General features: G+C 65.5%; 13 protein-coding genes and 1 pseudogene. 8 read left to right on the top strand and 6 right to left on the bottom strand.

Annotation, left to right across the window (positions count from 1 at the left end):
• Positions 1-227: 227 nt before the first annotated feature.
• The 4 genes from FGL98_RS22435 (at position 228) to FGL98_RS22415 (ending at position 4563) form a co-directional block, all read left to right on the top strand.
• On the top strand, positions 228-836 hold the full coding sequence (locus FGL98_RS22435) for a flavin reductase family protein (protein ID WP_146320707.1): 609 nt from the start codon (positions 228-230) through the stop codon (positions 834-836).
• Positions 837-1435: 599 nt separating this feature from the next.
• A complete protein-coding gene (locus FGL98_RS22425; protein WP_146320703.1) occupies positions 1436-2311 on the top strand; it encodes an AAA family ATPase in 876 nt (291 codons plus the stop codon).
• Between the two features lies 1 nt (position 2312).
• A complete protein-coding gene (locus FGL98_RS22420; RefSeq protein WP_146320701.1) occupies positions 2313-3416 on the top strand; it encodes a vWA domain-containing protein in 1104 nt (367 codons plus the stop codon).
• Positions 3409-4563, top strand: coding sequence for an XdhC family protein (locus tag FGL98_RS22415; RefSeq protein ID WP_146320699.1), 1155 nt, complete (start codon positions 3409-3411; stop codon positions 4561-4563). Before FGL98_RS22420 ends, FGL98_RS22415 begins: the two co-directional genes overlap by 8 nt.
• Before the next feature lie 417 nt (positions 4564-4980).
• Here the strand turns inward: FGL98_RS22415 and FGL98_RS22410 are convergent, their stop codons facing one another.
• The 5 genes from FGL98_RS22410 to FGL98_RS22390 form a co-directional block, all read right to left on the bottom strand.
• Positions 4981-6102 carry an integrase core domain-containing protein gene (locus tag FGL98_RS22410; RefSeq protein WP_146320697.1) on the bottom strand — a complete coding sequence of 374 codons (1122 nt, stop codon included), beginning with the start codon at positions 6100-6102 and terminating at the stop codon, positions 4981-4983.
• Positions 6093-6452, bottom strand: coding sequence for a helix-turn-helix domain-containing protein (locus FGL98_RS22405; protein ID WP_146320695.1), 360 nt, complete (start codon positions 6450-6452; stop codon positions 6093-6095). Before FGL98_RS22405 ends, FGL98_RS22410 begins: the two co-directional genes overlap by 10 nt.
• Before the next feature lie 68 nt (positions 6453-6520).
• The gene (locus FGL98_RS22400) at positions 6521-7318 is read right to left on the bottom strand and encodes a tyrosine-type recombinase/integrase (RefSeq protein ID WP_146320693.1); all 798 of its coding nucleotides are present in this window, start codon (positions 7316-7318) and stop codon (positions 6521-6523) included.
• Positions 7305-8273 (bottom strand): tyrosine-type recombinase/integrase, encoded by a 969-nt coding sequence (locus FGL98_RS22395; RefSeq protein ID WP_146320692.1) that lies wholly within the window; start codon positions 8271-8273, stop codon positions 7305-7307. Before FGL98_RS22395 ends, FGL98_RS22400 begins: the two co-directional genes overlap by 14 nt.
• Positions 8270-9514, bottom strand: a complete 1245-nt coding sequence (locus FGL98_RS22390) for a tyrosine-type recombinase/integrase (protein ID WP_146320690.1) — start codon at positions 9512-9514, stop codon at positions 8270-8272. Before FGL98_RS22390 ends, FGL98_RS22395 begins: the two co-directional genes overlap by 4 nt.
• 187 nt (positions 9515-9701) lie before the next feature.
• Here FGL98_RS22390 and FGL98_RS25605 point away from each other — a divergent pair, with 187 nt between their 5' ends.
• From FGL98_RS25605 to FGL98_RS27270, 3 genes are all read left to right on the top strand, one after another.
• Positions 9702-10523: a Mu transposase domain-containing protein gene (locus FGL98_RS25605; protein ID WP_186526328.1), complete on the top strand. Its 822-nt coding sequence runs from the start codon at positions 9702-9704 to the stop codon at positions 10521-10523.
• Positions 10520-11359: an ATP-binding protein gene (locus FGL98_RS22380; protein ID WP_146320688.1), complete on the top strand. Its 840-nt coding sequence runs from the start codon at positions 10520-10522 to the stop codon at positions 11357-11359. The genes FGL98_RS25605 and FGL98_RS22380 overlap by 4 nt, the downstream gene beginning before the upstream one ends.
• Positions 11360-11458: 99 nt before the next feature.
• Positions 11459-12268, top strand: coding sequence for an MBL fold metallo-hydrolase (locus tag FGL98_RS27270; RefSeq protein ID WP_222432346.1), 810 nt, complete (start codon positions 11459-11461; stop codon positions 12266-12268).
• A gap of 861 nt (positions 12269-13129) precedes the next feature.
• Here FGL98_RS27270 and FGL98_RS22370 read toward each other — a convergent pair.
• Positions 13130-14683 carry a PucR family transcriptional regulator gene (locus FGL98_RS22370; RefSeq protein ID WP_186526327.1) on the bottom strand — a complete coding sequence of 518 codons (1554 nt, stop codon included), beginning with the start codon at positions 14681-14683 and terminating at the stop codon, positions 13130-13132.
• A gap of 356 nt (positions 14684-15039) precedes the next feature.
• On the opposite strand from FGL98_RS22370, the pseudogene FGL98_RS22360 reads away from it, so the two are divergent.
• Positions 15040-15426 (top strand): annotated as a pseudogene (locus tag FGL98_RS22360) (IS1380 family transposase); the annotation flags it as partial.
• Between the last annotated feature and the right edge of the window lie 132 nt (positions 15427-15558).

The raw sequence follows: 15558 nt of genomic DNA, 5'->3' as shown, positions 1-15558 counted from the left end.
GGCCACGTCGCCGCCGCACGGCCGTACCATACCCGTACAGACAGGAAACTTCAGTTGCAGGAGCCTAACCCAACAGCGCCGCTACAACTGGTGAGCCGGAAATCGAGCGAGACCGGCCGGAGCGGTGTGGCGGGTCCCCAGCCGGAGAGCTCACTGCGCTTCCTCCCCGGCGCCATTGACGCCACCCACGCTTGTTAGTCCGACAGTCGTTCTGCTGTCATAGACGGGTGCCCGAACACTTCTACCGCCCCGCGGACGGCCACCGGCTACCGCATGACCCCTTCAACTCTATTGTGGCGCCGCGCCCGATCGGTTGGATCGGGACCCTGGACCGGCAGGGCCGACGCAACCTTGCGCCATACAGCTTCTTCAACGCGCTCAACTACGTCCCGCCGCTGGTGGGGTTCTCCAGCAACGGATGGAAGGGGACAGTGGCCAATGTTGAGGCGACGCGCGAGTTCACCTGGAACCTCGCCACCCGGTCGCTGGCCGAACAGATGAACCTGACCTCCACCACCGAGGATGTCGACGAGTTCGCGACGGCCGGTCTCGAGGCCGGTGTCTCGCTGGAGGTTAATGCGCCGCGTGTGGCTGCGGCGCCGGTCACCTTCGAGTGCCGAGTCACCCAACTCATCGAACTCCATACTGCCGCGGGTGACGCCACCGGGTCCTGGTTCACTGTCGGTGAGGTCGTCGGCGTGCACATCGACGAGGACCTGCTTGTGGACGGCATCTACGACACGGCTCGGGCACAGCCGATCATGCGAGCGGGCGGACCGACGGCGTACTTCGGCATCGACACCAGCAGCCGTTTCGACATGCGCCGCCCACGGTGACGCGACTGTGTCGGGCGCGACGAGTCGCCCACTTGCTGTTGCCAGCATTGGGCCATCGCTCGGAAGGATGGAGTTGCCTGCGCTGCCGATCAACCCGTGGACGTACCCCGGCGGGTGACGGACGTGCCATCCGCTGCGGCGCGCCAGTAGCGCAACCTTGTCGAGAGCGGCGGACTGTTCGATGAAGCGAGCCGTTGGAGTGACAGGTGGGGTGACGCGGGTAGCGGCCGGATCGGTGTCCATGGGGTGGGCAGGTGGCCGGTGCTCCGCCGTCTGGAGTGTCCACGGTCATGCTTGGGTCGAGCTCCCTTCCTGGTGGGCCACCGGGCTTCCTGGCAGATCAGGGACCGACGTGGTTGAGTGAGCAAGTGACGAGTTCGGGCCGGCCGCGCACAGGCATCGTGTGTCGGCGTGCTGCTCGCTGCGGGTGCCGGTCGTCGGATGGGCCTGCCGAAGGCACTCATGTGCGGCCGCGATGGCACATCGTGGCTTGCCAGGTCGGTGCATGTTCTGCACAACGGAGGCTGCTAGACATGGATTCACCGCAAGGCCTGCTGTGAGCAGGCCCGAAAGGAGATGATCAGAGCATGGAGCGATGTATGGATTCGGCGAAGGAGCTGGCCGGGCTGCTCGGTGCGACTGGATATCTGACGGACGACGCCCTGGCGACGGTCGGTTTCCTGGCGCTGCGCCTGGGTCGACCGCTGCTGCTGGAGGGAGAGCCCGGCACGGGCAAGACTGCGCTGGCCGAGGCGCTGGCCGAGGGGCTGGACGTCCCGCTGATCCGGTTGCAGTGCTATGAGGGGATCGATGCGTCCCAGGCGCTGTATGACTGGGACTTCCCCCGTCAGATCCTGCACCTGCGTGCCCTGGAGACCGCGCAGGGTTCGGGGGTGGAAGACATCGCGGATGTCGAGAAGTCGCTCTTCGACGAGAGGTTCCTGGTCGCCCGTCCCGTGCTGCGGGCGCTGCGCGAGAGTCCGGCGGTGCTGCTGGTGGACGAGATCGACCGTGCCGACGACGAGTTCGAGGCCTTCCTGCTCGAGGTGCTGTCGACCTACCAGGTCACCATCCCCGAGCTGGGGACGGTCTCCGCGTCGCCACCGCCGCTCGTCGTGCTGACATCCAACCGCACGCGCGAGCTGCACGATGCGCTCAAGCGCCGGTGCCTGTATCACTGGATCGACCACCCCAGCCTGGAGCGTGAGCTGGCGATCGTGCGCGGCCGGGCACCGGAGGTGTCCGAGTCGCTCGCCGAGCAGGTCGTGACCCTGGTGCAGCGACTGCGCATCGAAGCGGACCTGCTGAAGCCGCCCGGTGTGGCTGAGACGCTCGACTGGGCCCGGGCACTGCATACCCTCGGCACCGCCGAGCTCGACGTGGAGAGTGCGTCGGCCACGCTTGGAGCGGCCGTCAAGTATCGCGAGGACGCGGATCGCGTGCGCGCGAGCCTGGACCGGATGCTGGCGCGTTGACATGGCGACCGCGCCTGATGTGCTGCTGCTCGGGTTCGCCCGAGCGCTGAGAGCTGCCGGTGTCCCGGTCACGCCGGACCGGGAACGCGGATACCTGGACGCCGTTGCGGTCGTCGGGCTGGATGACGAGCGCGCCACCTACTGGGCCGGTCGCTCGACGTTGTGCTCGTCGCCGGACGAGCTGGAGCGCTACGACAAGGTGTTCACGGCATGGTTCTCCCAGCACGGGGAGGAGGTCCGCACTGCCAGGCCGCAGTCCGTGCAGGTCGCGGTCCCGGTCGATCTGCTCACTGACAGCGACGAGGCCGGCGACGGAGAGCAGGCGGCCGAGGCCGTGCAAATGGTCGCCAGCCCCACCGAGGTCCTGCGGCATCGCGACATCGGTGCCATGTCACCCGCCGAAAAGGCCCTGATGGCCACACTCTTCGGCTCACTCCACCGACCACGGCCCGTCCGCCGGTCGGCACGGCACACCCAGTCACACCACGGCGCGGTGGACGCGCGGCGCACGCTGCGCGCCCAGCTGGAGCGCATGGGCGAACCGGGCCCCATCCAGTGGCGCCGCCGCAGCACCAGGCCGCGGCACCTGGTGCTGCTGATCGATGTCTCCGGCTCGATGAGCTCGTATGCCGAGTCGCTGCTGCGTCTGGCGCATCACTGGGTGCGTGGTGGCCGCCCGGTCGAGGTCTTCACGATGGGCACGAGACTCACCCGCATCACCCGCGCGCTGCACCAGCACGATCCCGATCGTGCGCTCATTGCGGCGGGAGACGTCGTCCCGGACTGGTCGGGCGGCACGAGGCTGGGGGAGTCGGTCAAGGCCTTCCTCGACCGCTGGGGCAGACGGGGTATGGCCCGTGGCGCCATCGTCGTCATCTTCAGCGACGGATGGGAGCGCTCCGGCGTCGACCTGCTCGACGAGCAGATGCGGCGATTGCGAGCGATGGCGCACCGGGTCGTATGGGTCAACCCGCACGCCGGCAAGACCGGGTACGAGCCTGTCCAACAAGGCATTCTGGCAGTGCTGCCGCACTGTGACGGTCTCGTCGCAGGGCACTCGCTGCAAGCATTCAACGAGCTCGCGGAGATGGTGGATCATGCGTGAGGTGCTGGACGACCTGATGAGCCGGTGGAACGCCGGTCAGGAAGTGGGAATGGGCACGGTGGTCGCGACCTGGCGATCCGCGCCCCGACAGGCCGGCGCATCGATGCTGGTGGATGCCGGTGGTGAGGCGGTCGGGTCGGTCTCCGGAGGCTGCGTGGAGGGCGCGGTCTACGAGCTGGCGGAGACCGTGATCGAGACGGGCACCCCTGTCCTGCAACGCTATGGCATCAGCGATGAGGACGCTTTCGCGGTTGGCCTGACGTGCGGTGGCATCCTCGACGTCTATGTCGAACGGGTGTCACGCACGACCTACCCGGAGCTCGGCGACGTCGCCGCGGACATCGAGGCCGGTCGGCCGGTGGCCGTTGCCACCGTGGTCGCGCACCCTGACCCGGCCGAGGTCGGGCGCCGGATGATCGTGCACCCCGACGACCGTGTGGGCAGCATCGGGAGCGCACGCGCAGACGACGCGATCACCGACGACGTGCGCGGGCTGCTCGCGGTGGGCCACAGCGACACCCTCACCTATGGTCCCGACGGTGAACGGCGCGGTGAGGGGATGCGCGTATTCGCAGCAGCATTCGCTCCCGCGCCCCGGATGCTGGTCTTCGGGGCGATCGACTTCGCGGCCGCCTGCGCGCGAGTCGGCAAGTTCCTCGGCTACACGGTGACCGTATGCGACGCACGACCCGTATTCGCGACCGCCACGCGCTTCCCGGAGGCGGACGAGGTCATTGTCCAGTGGCCGCATCGTTATCTCGCGGAGCAGGCGGAAGCCGGCAAGCTCGACGAACGCACGGTGATCTGCGTGCTCACCCACGATCCGAAGTTCGACGTGCCGCTGCTGAAGGTGGCGCTGCGGCTGCCGGAGGTCGCGTACATCGGAGCAATGGGGGCGAGGCGCACGCATGATGACCGCGTCGCCCGCCTGCGGGAGGAGGGGATGACCGAGGAGGAGCTCGGTCGGCTGTGCAGCCCGATCGGTCTGGACCTCGGGTCACGCACGCCTCAGGAGACTGCGATCAGCATCGCGGCCGAGATCGTGGCCCTGAAGTGGGGTGGCGGCGGCGAGCGACTCACCCATACGGAAGGGCCCATGCACCACCACGATCGGCCCGATTCAGAACCAGATCCGGGCGGAGCGTAAGGCCTACGAATGCCGTGATACAGCAAGGGGTTTCGAAGATCCTTTGCTAGTGCCGCAGAAACTACGACGATGAGTGGATCTGATTCGACGCTGGAGTCAATGATGGTTTGAGGTGTGGAGGTCTTCAGGAGCATCTCTATGTCGGCTTCGGAAGCCCGGGCGTTACGTTGTCCTGGGCGCACGTTGACCTGCGCATTTGGCATGGTTGGTATAGGGCCTTCGGGGCGAGTGTCTCTCCTTGGCAGGTACTCTCCGGTGAACTCTGGATACTGATAGAGGTGGCGAGCCCCGGTTGTCGCCTGCCATGAGCATGGGACCACCCTGACCGGTTTTTTGCCAACCTCATGGGACCACCTGGTTGCCAGTTATGGGACCACTCGGCGCGCCGTATCTGAGATAACTGACCAGTTCGCGGTTTTAATTGTCCGCATTCGGGTTGCTGGGATTTCCTGTAGTGTGCCGCATCTTGCGGCGGGTGGCAATCCGGTGTGCGCGGGCGGCGTGTAGCCCGTCGCGGCGAGCCTTGCGGATCGCGTCGCCGCGCCCGTGGTGCTCGTCCTCGGGGGTGACGTAGCCGATGCCCTCGTGCAGCCGGATCGTGTTGTAGTGCTCCCTTCTGACGTCGAGCTCGCGGCGCATGACCGCGGGGTCGGTGATGGTGTCCAGGTACGGGTTCTCGCCCTTGAGGTGTCCGAAGAACGACTCGATCCACGCTTGATCGTTCGGAGTCCCCGGTCGGCCGAAGTGCTGCGCGATCCGCGCGATCGCCATGAACTGGGCCGTGTTGCTCGAGCGCATCTGCGGGCCGTTATCACTGACGGCGAGCAGCGCGGAGACCCGCTCGTCGTTCTCCGGGATCTGCCCGGAGGCGAGCTCGGCGGCCAGGTCGGCGTCCTCCAGGAGCCAGCCCTTCCCGTCGGCCTCGAGCGCGGCGATGAACGCGGTCTCGACCTGCACCGACGTCTCCTCCGGCGCGAATACGGTCGACAGCCAGTACCGGGAGACCACGTCGACGACCGCGATCGCGCACCAGTCGCGTAGGCTCCGAAAGTGTGTGAAGTCGTAGATGAAGATCTGCCCGGGTATCAGCTCGACCCAGTCCGGCCACGGTGTCTTCCCGCGCCGCTCCGTCGGTTGCGGGATCCCGGGTAGACGCATCCCGGCCTCGAATAGGACTCGTAGCACGGTGGACTCACTCACGTAGACCTGCTCGAGGCGGGATCCGCGGTGGGCGAGCTTGCGGTGTGACAGGTCGACCTGGCCCCAGTCCTTGGCGATCTGCACGATGGTGTCCTTCTCCCAGTCCAGCAGGGCGTGCAGCGCCTCGCCCGCCAGTGGCCCGGGCGGCTGGTCAGCCAACTCGGATCCGGCTTCCTGTTTGGCCGCCCAGGCGATGACCCGGGCGTGGTCGATGCCCAGCTGCCGGCACGCCCACCGCAGGGAGAACCCCTGCGAGCGGGCGTGCGCGATCAGCTCGAGCAGTCCGTGCTTCGCCGGCCCCGGCACGCGGGCGGGGACCAGGCCAGCGTTCAGTCCCAACCGTCTTTTCCCTGTTCGAGGTGCAGCACCACGGCCTGCTCGCAGATCGTGGCCTTCAACCGGTCGATCTGCGCGTGGGCCTCGTCCAGCTCGAGCTGTTCGGCGGACTTGCCGCGCCGGCCAGGCACGGCCGCCGCCAATGCGTCCAGCGCGCCCTGCTTCGCGGTCGCGCAGATCGAGCGGATCGTGGTCCGGTCCACCCCGTACTGCTCGGCCAGCTCCCGCTGCGTCGCCGAGGACGTCAGCGTCGAGGTGTAGATCTCATACTTCTGCGACGGCGCGAGTTTCTTCCGCCTGCGCCGCCTCGGCCCGCCGGTCGCGGTACCGCTCGTAGCATCGTTGTTGACCATCAGTTCTCTCCTTGCCTGCTCCGGTAATGAAACCAGCAAGAATGAGGAGTTTTAAAACCGGGCCCTGGTTACCGATCTCTGACGCGGAAAGCGGGGATCTGCGGGCAGGTGGGCCGTGCCGTGGCGGCGTGCTTGCCCAGCAGGTAGGACACGTTGTCTTGGCTCATCTGTTGGTGTCGCCCGGCTCGGGTCGTGTAGAACAGCAGTGCATCCGGCGCGGGTCTTTCGGGGTGGAACAGTGCGGTGTATTGGTGCAGGTGGCGGCTGGTCTTGTCCATGATCGGCACGACTCTGGTCTTGTGGCCCTTGCCGGTGAGGGTCACAGTTCCGCGGCCGGGTGTGGTGTCGCTGTCGCCGACGGCCAGATCCAGGATTTCTTGGACGCGGGCGGCGGCGTCGAATGTCAACAGGATCAGCGTGGTGTCGCGGACGTTGCGCCGTGTGTCCTGGCCGGGTGCTGCGATCAGTGCCTCGACGGCGGGCATCGACAGAGCGTCCGGTGGTCGGGTCGGGACCCTGGCGGGGCGGACTTGTTTGATCTCCAGCCATCGCGCGACCAGCGCCGGGTCTTCCCCGGCGCAGAATGCCAGGAATGACTTGATCGCCGCCAGTCGCTGGTTCACCGTCGCGGGGCCGGCGTTTCTGGTCTCGGCGAGCCAGAGCGTGAACCCGGTGATGGCCGCGTGGTCGATCTGGTCGAAGCCGACCTGTTCCAGTGTCAGGCCGTGGGACTCGCGCAGATAGTCCAGAAGTAGGTTCAGTGTTGTCTTGTAGGAGCGGATCGTGTGCGGGCTCAACCTGCGCGAGCGGGGCAGGTGCACCGTCAGCCAGGAGCGCACCAGGGCGAAGAAGTTATCGGGGGCCATGGCCGGCCTCCGGCAGTGATGCTTCGATCCCGGTGTTGGCCAGCGCGCGCAGGTCGGGGTGGAAATCGGCGGCGAGGTGAAAGTAGTACCAGGTGTCGGCGGTGTTGCCGTGCCCCAGGTGCAGGCTCAGGTAGGCGACCAGGACTTGCGGGTCGCGACCGGCCCGGGCGCACCGGTTGATCGTCTCGATCACGTGCGCGTGCCGCAGATCGTAGACACGCGGCCGAGGTTCGCACGCCGCCGTGATGCCAGCGGCCTGCAGGAGCTGGCTGAACCAGTAGTCGATCGTCCCGGCGCTGTAGGCGTCGCCGACCGGGTTCGGGAAGAACACCGGCCGATCCGGATGATGGGCAGTGATAGCGGTGTCGTAGGACCGCAGATACTGGTGCAGGTCGGCCGAGGCGAACACGCGCCGGTCCTTGTGTCCTTTCGACTCGCGGATATAGACGCTGCCGTCGGTGAGGTCCACGTCGGCGCGGCGCAGGCGGCGGGCCTCGCCGGGGCGCAGTCCCAGGCAGTAGATCATCCGGAACATGACCGGGATGATCAGTTCCCGTCGCCCGCCGAACGGGGTGGCGTGGATCTGGTCGGCGGCGTCGAAGATCGCCCGCAGCTCGGCCGGCGTGTACAGGTGAGGGCGGTAGTGGATCTGCCGGCCCGGGATGCCCGCGGGGATCACATAGGCCTTAGCGCCTTGCGCGGTCATGTGCTTGGCCAGCTGCCGCACCGGGGTGATGCGGCGCATCTGACCGTTGACGTGTTCACCGGGCCGCGCCGCCGCCCAGGCCATCGCCATCTGCCTGGCCAGCGTCGCCTGCCCGGGAGAGTCCTTCGCGCACATCGCGTCGAACATCTGCAGGTGCCGGCCGGATTCGACGTAGGGCAGTCCGAGCGCGTGCTTGACGTCCAGCAGGGCCTGGATGTGGGCCGCGAGGCCGCTGTGCAGGGTGGTCATGATGACGCCGTCCGCCGTGGTGCGATGCCGGTGAAATCCAGGCAGCACGCACGCATGTGCTTCTCATCGGCGGACAGATAGTGTTTCACCGAGCCGGTGCCGCGATGACCCAACGCGCCGGCGATCACCGGTAGCGGCGCGTCGGACTCGAGCATCCTGGTCGCCAGCGATGCGCGCAGCACGCGCATGCCACGGCCCGTACCGCCCCTGGGTGTGACACCGCTGCGGGTGAAGGCACGCGAGGCCACATAGTGCAGATCCTTCGAGGCCAGCGGGACGTGCGGGGCTTTCGCTCGCACGAACACCCGATCGGAGCGAGCGTCCGCGGGCCTGCCATGGAGGAGGTAAGCGGAGATCGCCTCGCCCGCATCGGCCAGCAGGGGAAGGACGACCAGCTCCCCGGTCTTGAACTGCGTCACCGTGATTCGAGCCGTACGCCAGTCGATGTCGCCAAGCCGCAGCCCGGTGATGTCGCTCGGCCGTAGCCCGGTGCGGGCCGCCAGCAACACGATGGCCCGGTCCCGCAGGCCGCCCGGCGTGCCCGGATCCGCCGTGGCCACCAGCCGATCCACCTCGGCGGCCGTGATCACCGCGACCGGCCGGGACCGCGACACCCGAGTGGCAGGCACTGACCGCCACAGCCCGGGATGCCCGCCGTCCTGTTCGACGAAGCGACACCACACCCGCAGTGCCGACAGCGCGGCACGCATGCTGCCCGGCCGATAGCTGTCAGACAGGAACACCACCGCAGCCGAAATGTCGCCGGCCGAGACCCTGTGCACATCGACGACGCCGTGGCCGGGCAGCCAGCCCAGAACCTTCCGGGAGACCGTTGCATACAAATCGACCGTGGCCGGGGCCAGACCGCGACCCGAGAGCCATTCCTCGAACCGCTGCTGCACGGGTCGCACCCGCGCGTCCAACCCGTCGTTGATACCCGCCGCACGGGCGACCGACCACGAATACGACCCCGTCGCAGCGACTTCGCCCAGCACCAGCGTGGCCTTGCGCAACAGCTTGTACTTCCACTGCTTGAACCGTCCCACCCGGAACTCGTCGGTCACGAAATCCAGAAACGCATCCGCTGCCGCATCGGAGAAGACCACGCCATGCTGTGCGGCGCAGAATTTGTCGAACTGCGACCACGCCCACCGGTACTGCATCCGCGTCGACGGGGCATGCCCCAACCCGTCCATCGCCGCATCCGCCCGCGCGATCACCTCACCGATCGAAACACCCATCACCAGCACTTGCCTCTCGAAGAGAACCAACAGAGGCGAGCACCGTAGACCCGGCAGGCGTTATCCCGAGGATCCCGTGGTCACACCGCCGCTGACCAGCAGCGATCGGTCATCCTCGGGAGAACCAAATCCTCGGGATAGTCGTTCTTATCGCGATAAGAACGACAAGGCGAAAGTTGAGCGGGCGGTGCAGTACGTGCGCGGAAACTTCTTCGCCGGTGAGGCGTTCGCCGACCTGGCCGACGCGCAGGCCCGCGCGGTCCGCTGGTGCACGACGACCGCGGGCACACGCATCCACGGCAGTACCGCCGCCCGGCCGCTCGAGGTGTTCGACGCGGACGAGAAGCCTTGCCTGCTCCCGGTTCCCGCACCCTATGACGTGCCGACGTTCACGCGGGTCAAGGTGCACCGCGACTTCCACGTCGAAGTCGCCCGCGCGCTGTACTCGGTGCCCGAGGCGTGGCTGGGCATGTATCTGGACGCTCGCGCCGACAGTCAGCTGGTGAAGCTGTTCGACCGGGGGCAGCCGGTCAAGACCCACCCTCGGCAGCCGCCGGGCGGGCGGTCGACCGACCCGGGCGACCTACCCGCCGAGCGGGTCGGGTACGCGATGCGGGACCTGGACAAGCTCATCAGGACAGCCGCGAAACACGGTGAGAACATTGGCATCTACGCGCAGCGGCTGCTGGACGACCCGCTGCCCTGGACGCGGATGCGCAGCGTGTACCGGCTGCTCGGGCTGGTCCGCCGATACGGCCCCGGGCCGGTCGACGACGCCTGCTCCACCTCACTGGACCTGGACGTCGTGGCCGTCGGCAAGATCGCCGCGATGCTCGAAAAGGCCACCGAGCGCGCCAAACCCGAGCTGCCCACCGCGGCCGGCTCACAGACCGGGCGGTTCGCCCGCGACCCCGGCGAGTTCGCCATGGCCGGCGGCGCGACCCAGCTCACCCTCATCCCCGGCGGCCTGACCGCCACCACCACAGCAGAGACGGAGACTCCCTCATGACGACCACGACAACCGAGCCCGCCAGCACCCGAACCACGAAGCAGGCCGGGCCGATCGACCCAATCAGCTCCGACCTGACGAGCATCCTGCGCGCGCTGAAGCTCGGCGGGCTCAAGGACACCCTGCCCGAGCGCCTCGCCCTGGCACGGTCCCGCAAGATGGGCCACGCCGCGTTCCTCGAGCTGCTCCTGTCCGACGAGGTCAGTAGGCGCGAATCCCGTTCGGCGACACTACGAGCCAAGACCGCAGGCCTGGACCCGGCCATGCGCTGGGACACCTGGGCCGAGCCCGACGACCTGCGCTACGACCGGCAACTCCTATCGGACCTGACATCCCTGGCGTTCGCCGAGGCCGGCCACGGCGTGCTGATCCTCGGCCCCGTCGGGGTCGGCAAGACGCACCTCGCACACGCGTTGGGGCACACCGCGATCCGGCGCCGCACCGTCATCGCGTCCCGCGCCGACAAGCTGTTCACCCGGCTACGCGCAGCCCGCCTGGACAACACCCTGGCCGCCGAGATGCGGCGCCTGGCTCGCGCCGACGTGCTCATCCTCGACGACTTCGCCCTACGAGCCCTCGACGCCACCGAGACCAACGACTTCTACGAACTGGTCGTCGAGCGACACGGCAAGGCCTCCACCATCGTGACCTCGAACCGGGAGCCGGCCGAGTGGCTGACCATGACCAGCGACGCGCTACTCGCACAGTCCGCGATCGACCGCCTCACCTCCCGAGCACACACCCTGATCATCCAAGGACCCTCCTACCGGCAACGACAACGCCCCGGCCAGCGCGCCGGCCTTGACGCCGCGAGTCAGGCCGACGATGCTCACTGACACGACCAAGTGGTCCCATGCTCGTGGCAACGAGGTGGGCCCCATCACGCTGGCAAGTGACACCGGTTGCTCGGGTCAGGCGACGAAGGAGCGATAGGAATGCCCATCTGTGCGACCTGTGGTGTCGAATCTGATATCGCGTTGACGACCTGCCCAATATGTGCGGATGAGCGTCGATACATCCCTGCGGGCGGGCAGGTCTGGGTCAACCTGGAGGATGCAGCTTCGATACCCTACGACCTGACGGTGCGGAGGGTGGAGCCGAAATTGTTCAGCTTGCACCGGGAACCTACGTTTGCCACCGGATATTGGTCAATGCTGGTGCAAACCGATAGAGGAAACCTGCTGTGGGACCCTCTAAACTTCTTGGACGGCAAGGTTGTCGATCGGGTTCGTCGGCTCGGTGGAGTCGACGCGATTGCTGCCAGCCATCCTCACACTTTTGGGGCTCAGGTCTCTTGGAGCCATGCTTTCAACCATGCTCCGGTCTGGGTGAACTCGGATGATATGAACTGGTTGCTGCGCCGCGATCCGGTGATTCGGCCGTGGTCGGGTACTCAAGTCGTTCTGCCTGCCGTCGAGTTGGTGCAGTGTGGCGGTCACTTCCCGGGGAGTGCTGTGCTTCACTGGCAACATGGTTGTTCGGGCCGAGGGGTTCTGCTCACTGGCGATACTGTCGCTGATGCCACTGCCGATGGACATGTGGCATTTCTGCGAAGCCACGCGAATCGGATTCCCCTATCAGGTGCGGTGATTGAACGAATCGTACGCCGACTTGAGGCATACGACTACGAGCGCTTGTACTCGTCAAATGGCGTAGGTGTATATCGTGATGCTAAGCGAGCGGTGCGACGGTCCGCCGATAACTACATCTGTTCGATATTGGAGGACCTCGACGCCGGACCCTAAACGTACTCGGACCACGTTGGTGACGGTCCAAGAGGTTTGCCGCCGAATGTGAAGTGCTCGTTTACCGGCTCTTCACACCTGTGATAGAGGTAGGTGGTCGGGGTGAGGGGCGAGTCCTTCCTCGATCAGAGCATGTGTAGTCGGTAATTCTCGCGGTTGCGGAAGCCGCTGGCCATGCGCCGGGAAAACTTTATCAGACTCACAGATGGCCTCGGCGTCACCGTTGTTCCTGACTCGTGCCACCGGTGTCGACAACTGGACATGACACCGAGGAGTCTGCTTAATTTTAATGGCGTCGAGGGTGGCCTCGGCTTCTGTGGGGTGAGTGGCTCGGTGGCAGTGAGTGCGTGTCGGGCAATGTAGACGCCGGAGTTCACCGGAAACTGACCGTACCAGCCTCCGGGGCTCAATAACTCAGACCGCAAGCCACTGACAGCAGCCACCTCACCACAGGTACGAGGAGGGAGGCGAAGGCCGACATATGCTGTGTGGCTGGCTCATCCTGCTGTGAGGGTGTGACGCCCGCGACGAGGGTCAGTGGAAGCAGGAGACGCTCGTGGTGTTCCGGACAGACCTGTTAGAACAGGTATCCTGCATATCTGCTTGACTGCAGTGCCCCGACGAGCATTGAGGATTCGCCCAGCGGCGCTGCTTGTTTCCGAGTTGAGTGGCCACCTCACTCTGCCAAAGAAATGCCTTGTGGGATACGAGTATTAGTCGATGAACCTTCTCATTCGGGTCCTGCCAACCGGAACTCTCCTGCACTTACAGTAAGCAGATATGCAGGACAGGTATACGTGGAATTCTTAAGCTATGGAAAGTCGGGCGCCCCTTTGTCTCAGGACTGAAGCCTCCACCGGTTCAGCCATCCAGCGTGGTCGTCCTTGAACGCTGGAGGATGTCGTGGGCCTTGATGGCAAGCCACAAGTTGCACACATCTTCTGTTGAGGTGAGGCGGCGTCCAGTGAGTTTCTCGATTCGACTCACACGCCCAATCAAGGACTGTCGGTGGATGAAGAGCCGTGCGGCTGTCGCTTTCCAACTGCGGTTCTCCTCCAGGAAGGCGATCAGAGTGGGGACCAACTCGGTTCCGCGCGACGAATCGTAGGTCAGAAGAGGCCCGAGGATGTCCTCCACGATCAACTGGAGGTCGCTCGACTCCATAGGCATCCACCGCGGCGCCGACGCATCGGCAGCATATTGCTGCAACGGTTGTGCCGTCGCGATAGCTGAGCGAAGGGCCCAGCGTGCTTGTCGCTGACATACCAGCAGGTCGGCGTCTCCGACAGCGGTCGAGCTCAGGCCAATAATGCTGTCTGGGAGATTGTCGACGAGCACTTTTGCAATAGTGTCAATCATCCCGCCGCCGAGTCGTATAAGGATGATGCCTTGCTCGCGACGTTTGGTCGCACAATGCTCGAAGCCATGCTCCAGAAGGTGATTGTGTAGGTCATCCCAGCCCACCGCCTTTCCATCGAGGGCTACGACCACGAAACTGTACTGTTCGCGCGGATCGGAGGCTGGGAAGAGCTCCTGGATTGTGTGTTGGCGTTGCTGCTCCGACTCATGCAACATGAAGGCTAGGCGTTCACCGCCCTCACGCCGGGCTTGCTCCCGCACTTTGAGCAGGTCACTTGCCAGGTGGCTTAAGATCTCCGCCAGATGATGCATCGACAACAGGTCGGCCTCCTGATTGCCAATGGTCCGTGTCACGAGGGCTCCAACCGGACTGCTTCGGACGTGTATCGGGAGCAGGTAAGCGGTGCCGTCGTCTTGAGGCAAATGCATCTCTTTTGGGAAACGAAGTGTCGGGCTGGCGCGATCGAGGACTTCGCCGATCAAATTGTCGGATATGTGGAATGAAGGGACATCTGTGCCGTTGAAGAGCGATGCACCGCTGCGCGTCACTGCCCAGATGCGAAATCCGGCCACCTGTTCGAGCCGCCGTATGATCTCGCTGGTCTCCATCGACTGCTGGCGAGCCACTCCGAGGACTTCATATGTGCGCAGGTGCATGGTGAGCCGTCGATGTAAGGCGTCCTGGTTGGCTATTGCCACCGTCTCGGAGATGGCGATGAACGGGACTCCGCCACTGACTTCGAGAAGGGGGACCTGGAACTCCTCCGACGCATGGAGCAGTTCTGGTGTAAGCGGGGGGGCGTGCATGCCTGTGCCGATGGCGACTCCAGAGACGCCGGTCTTTGCCAACCGGCGGATATATGCGACTTGGGGCGCGGCATCTTTGGGGAGCGCCATCCCCGTCGTCATCAAGAGTTCCTTGCCACGAAGCCACCGGCAGGGGTCCTCAAGTTCGCTAAGGTGGGCCCACCGGATGGGGTTGTCGAGGCCTGCTGTTCCGGCGATGAGGCTGCAACTCAACTCAGTGTGTGCAATCAGTTGCGCAATCGTTATCATGCTCACTCTCTTTCCGCTGTGGCTTGTCATTCCCGCTGAGCCTGGATCTTAGTGCCAAGGTACGGACCGTAGTTGGGTGTATAGACAAATGTACGTGGATCGGTTGCCACCGTACCGCACCCCGACCGACGCCGAATGGGACGAGTTCCTCGGTCACTTCGAACTACGCAAGGTCTCCGTCGGACTATGCGGTCGAGCCTTCTCTAGCCCCTGCATCCACGAGCACGCCCCGTTAACCTCAATCCACCGATCTGATGGGGTGGTGAGCGCGTCGTGAAGCACGGATGCCCTTGCGTTCTGGGAAGATTGAACTGTCTGAAGGCTCAATCCATCCCATCACGAAGGGCGTCTCGTAGATGCAACTCTCTCACACGCGCCCGGTGGCGTCTGCCACCTTCGACGAACCGAATCTCGTGTCCCCGGCCGGGCTGGTCCCGATCATGCATCTCGCGGAGAATTTCGGCCTGGCCGACCTGGCTGATGCGCACCTGAGCGTGCCGACGGACAAGGGCTCGCACGCCGGGGCGAAGGTGACCTCGCTCGTGGGCGGGATGATCGCCGGAGCCGACTCCATCGACGACATGGCCCTACTGCGGCACGGCGCGATGCGCAAGGTCTTCGACGGCTGCTACGCCCCGTCCACGCTCGGATCGTTCCTACGCTCGTTCACGTTCGGGCACGTGCGGCAGCTCGACGCGATCGCCTCCCGCGCCCTGATCCGGCTGAGTCGGCAGACACCGCTACAGGCCGGGCTCTGATCTCCTGACATAGAGGGATAGTTCATGAAGGGTCGGGGTGGTCTTTGACGGTGTAGACGATCGTCAGGTTGGTGCCGGGATAGGTGGTCTCGGTGGCGGTCAGTTCCTCGCACAGGG

The organism is Leekyejoonella antrihumi (genome assembly GCF_007845645.1).
In the GTDB taxonomy this organism is placed as follows: Bacteria; Actinomycetota; Actinomycetes; order Actinomycetales; family Dermatophilaceae; genus Leekyejoonella; species Leekyejoonella antrihumi.
Note: the sequence above shows the minus strand (reverse complement) of the source record. Positions and strands in the feature narration are given on the sequence as shown.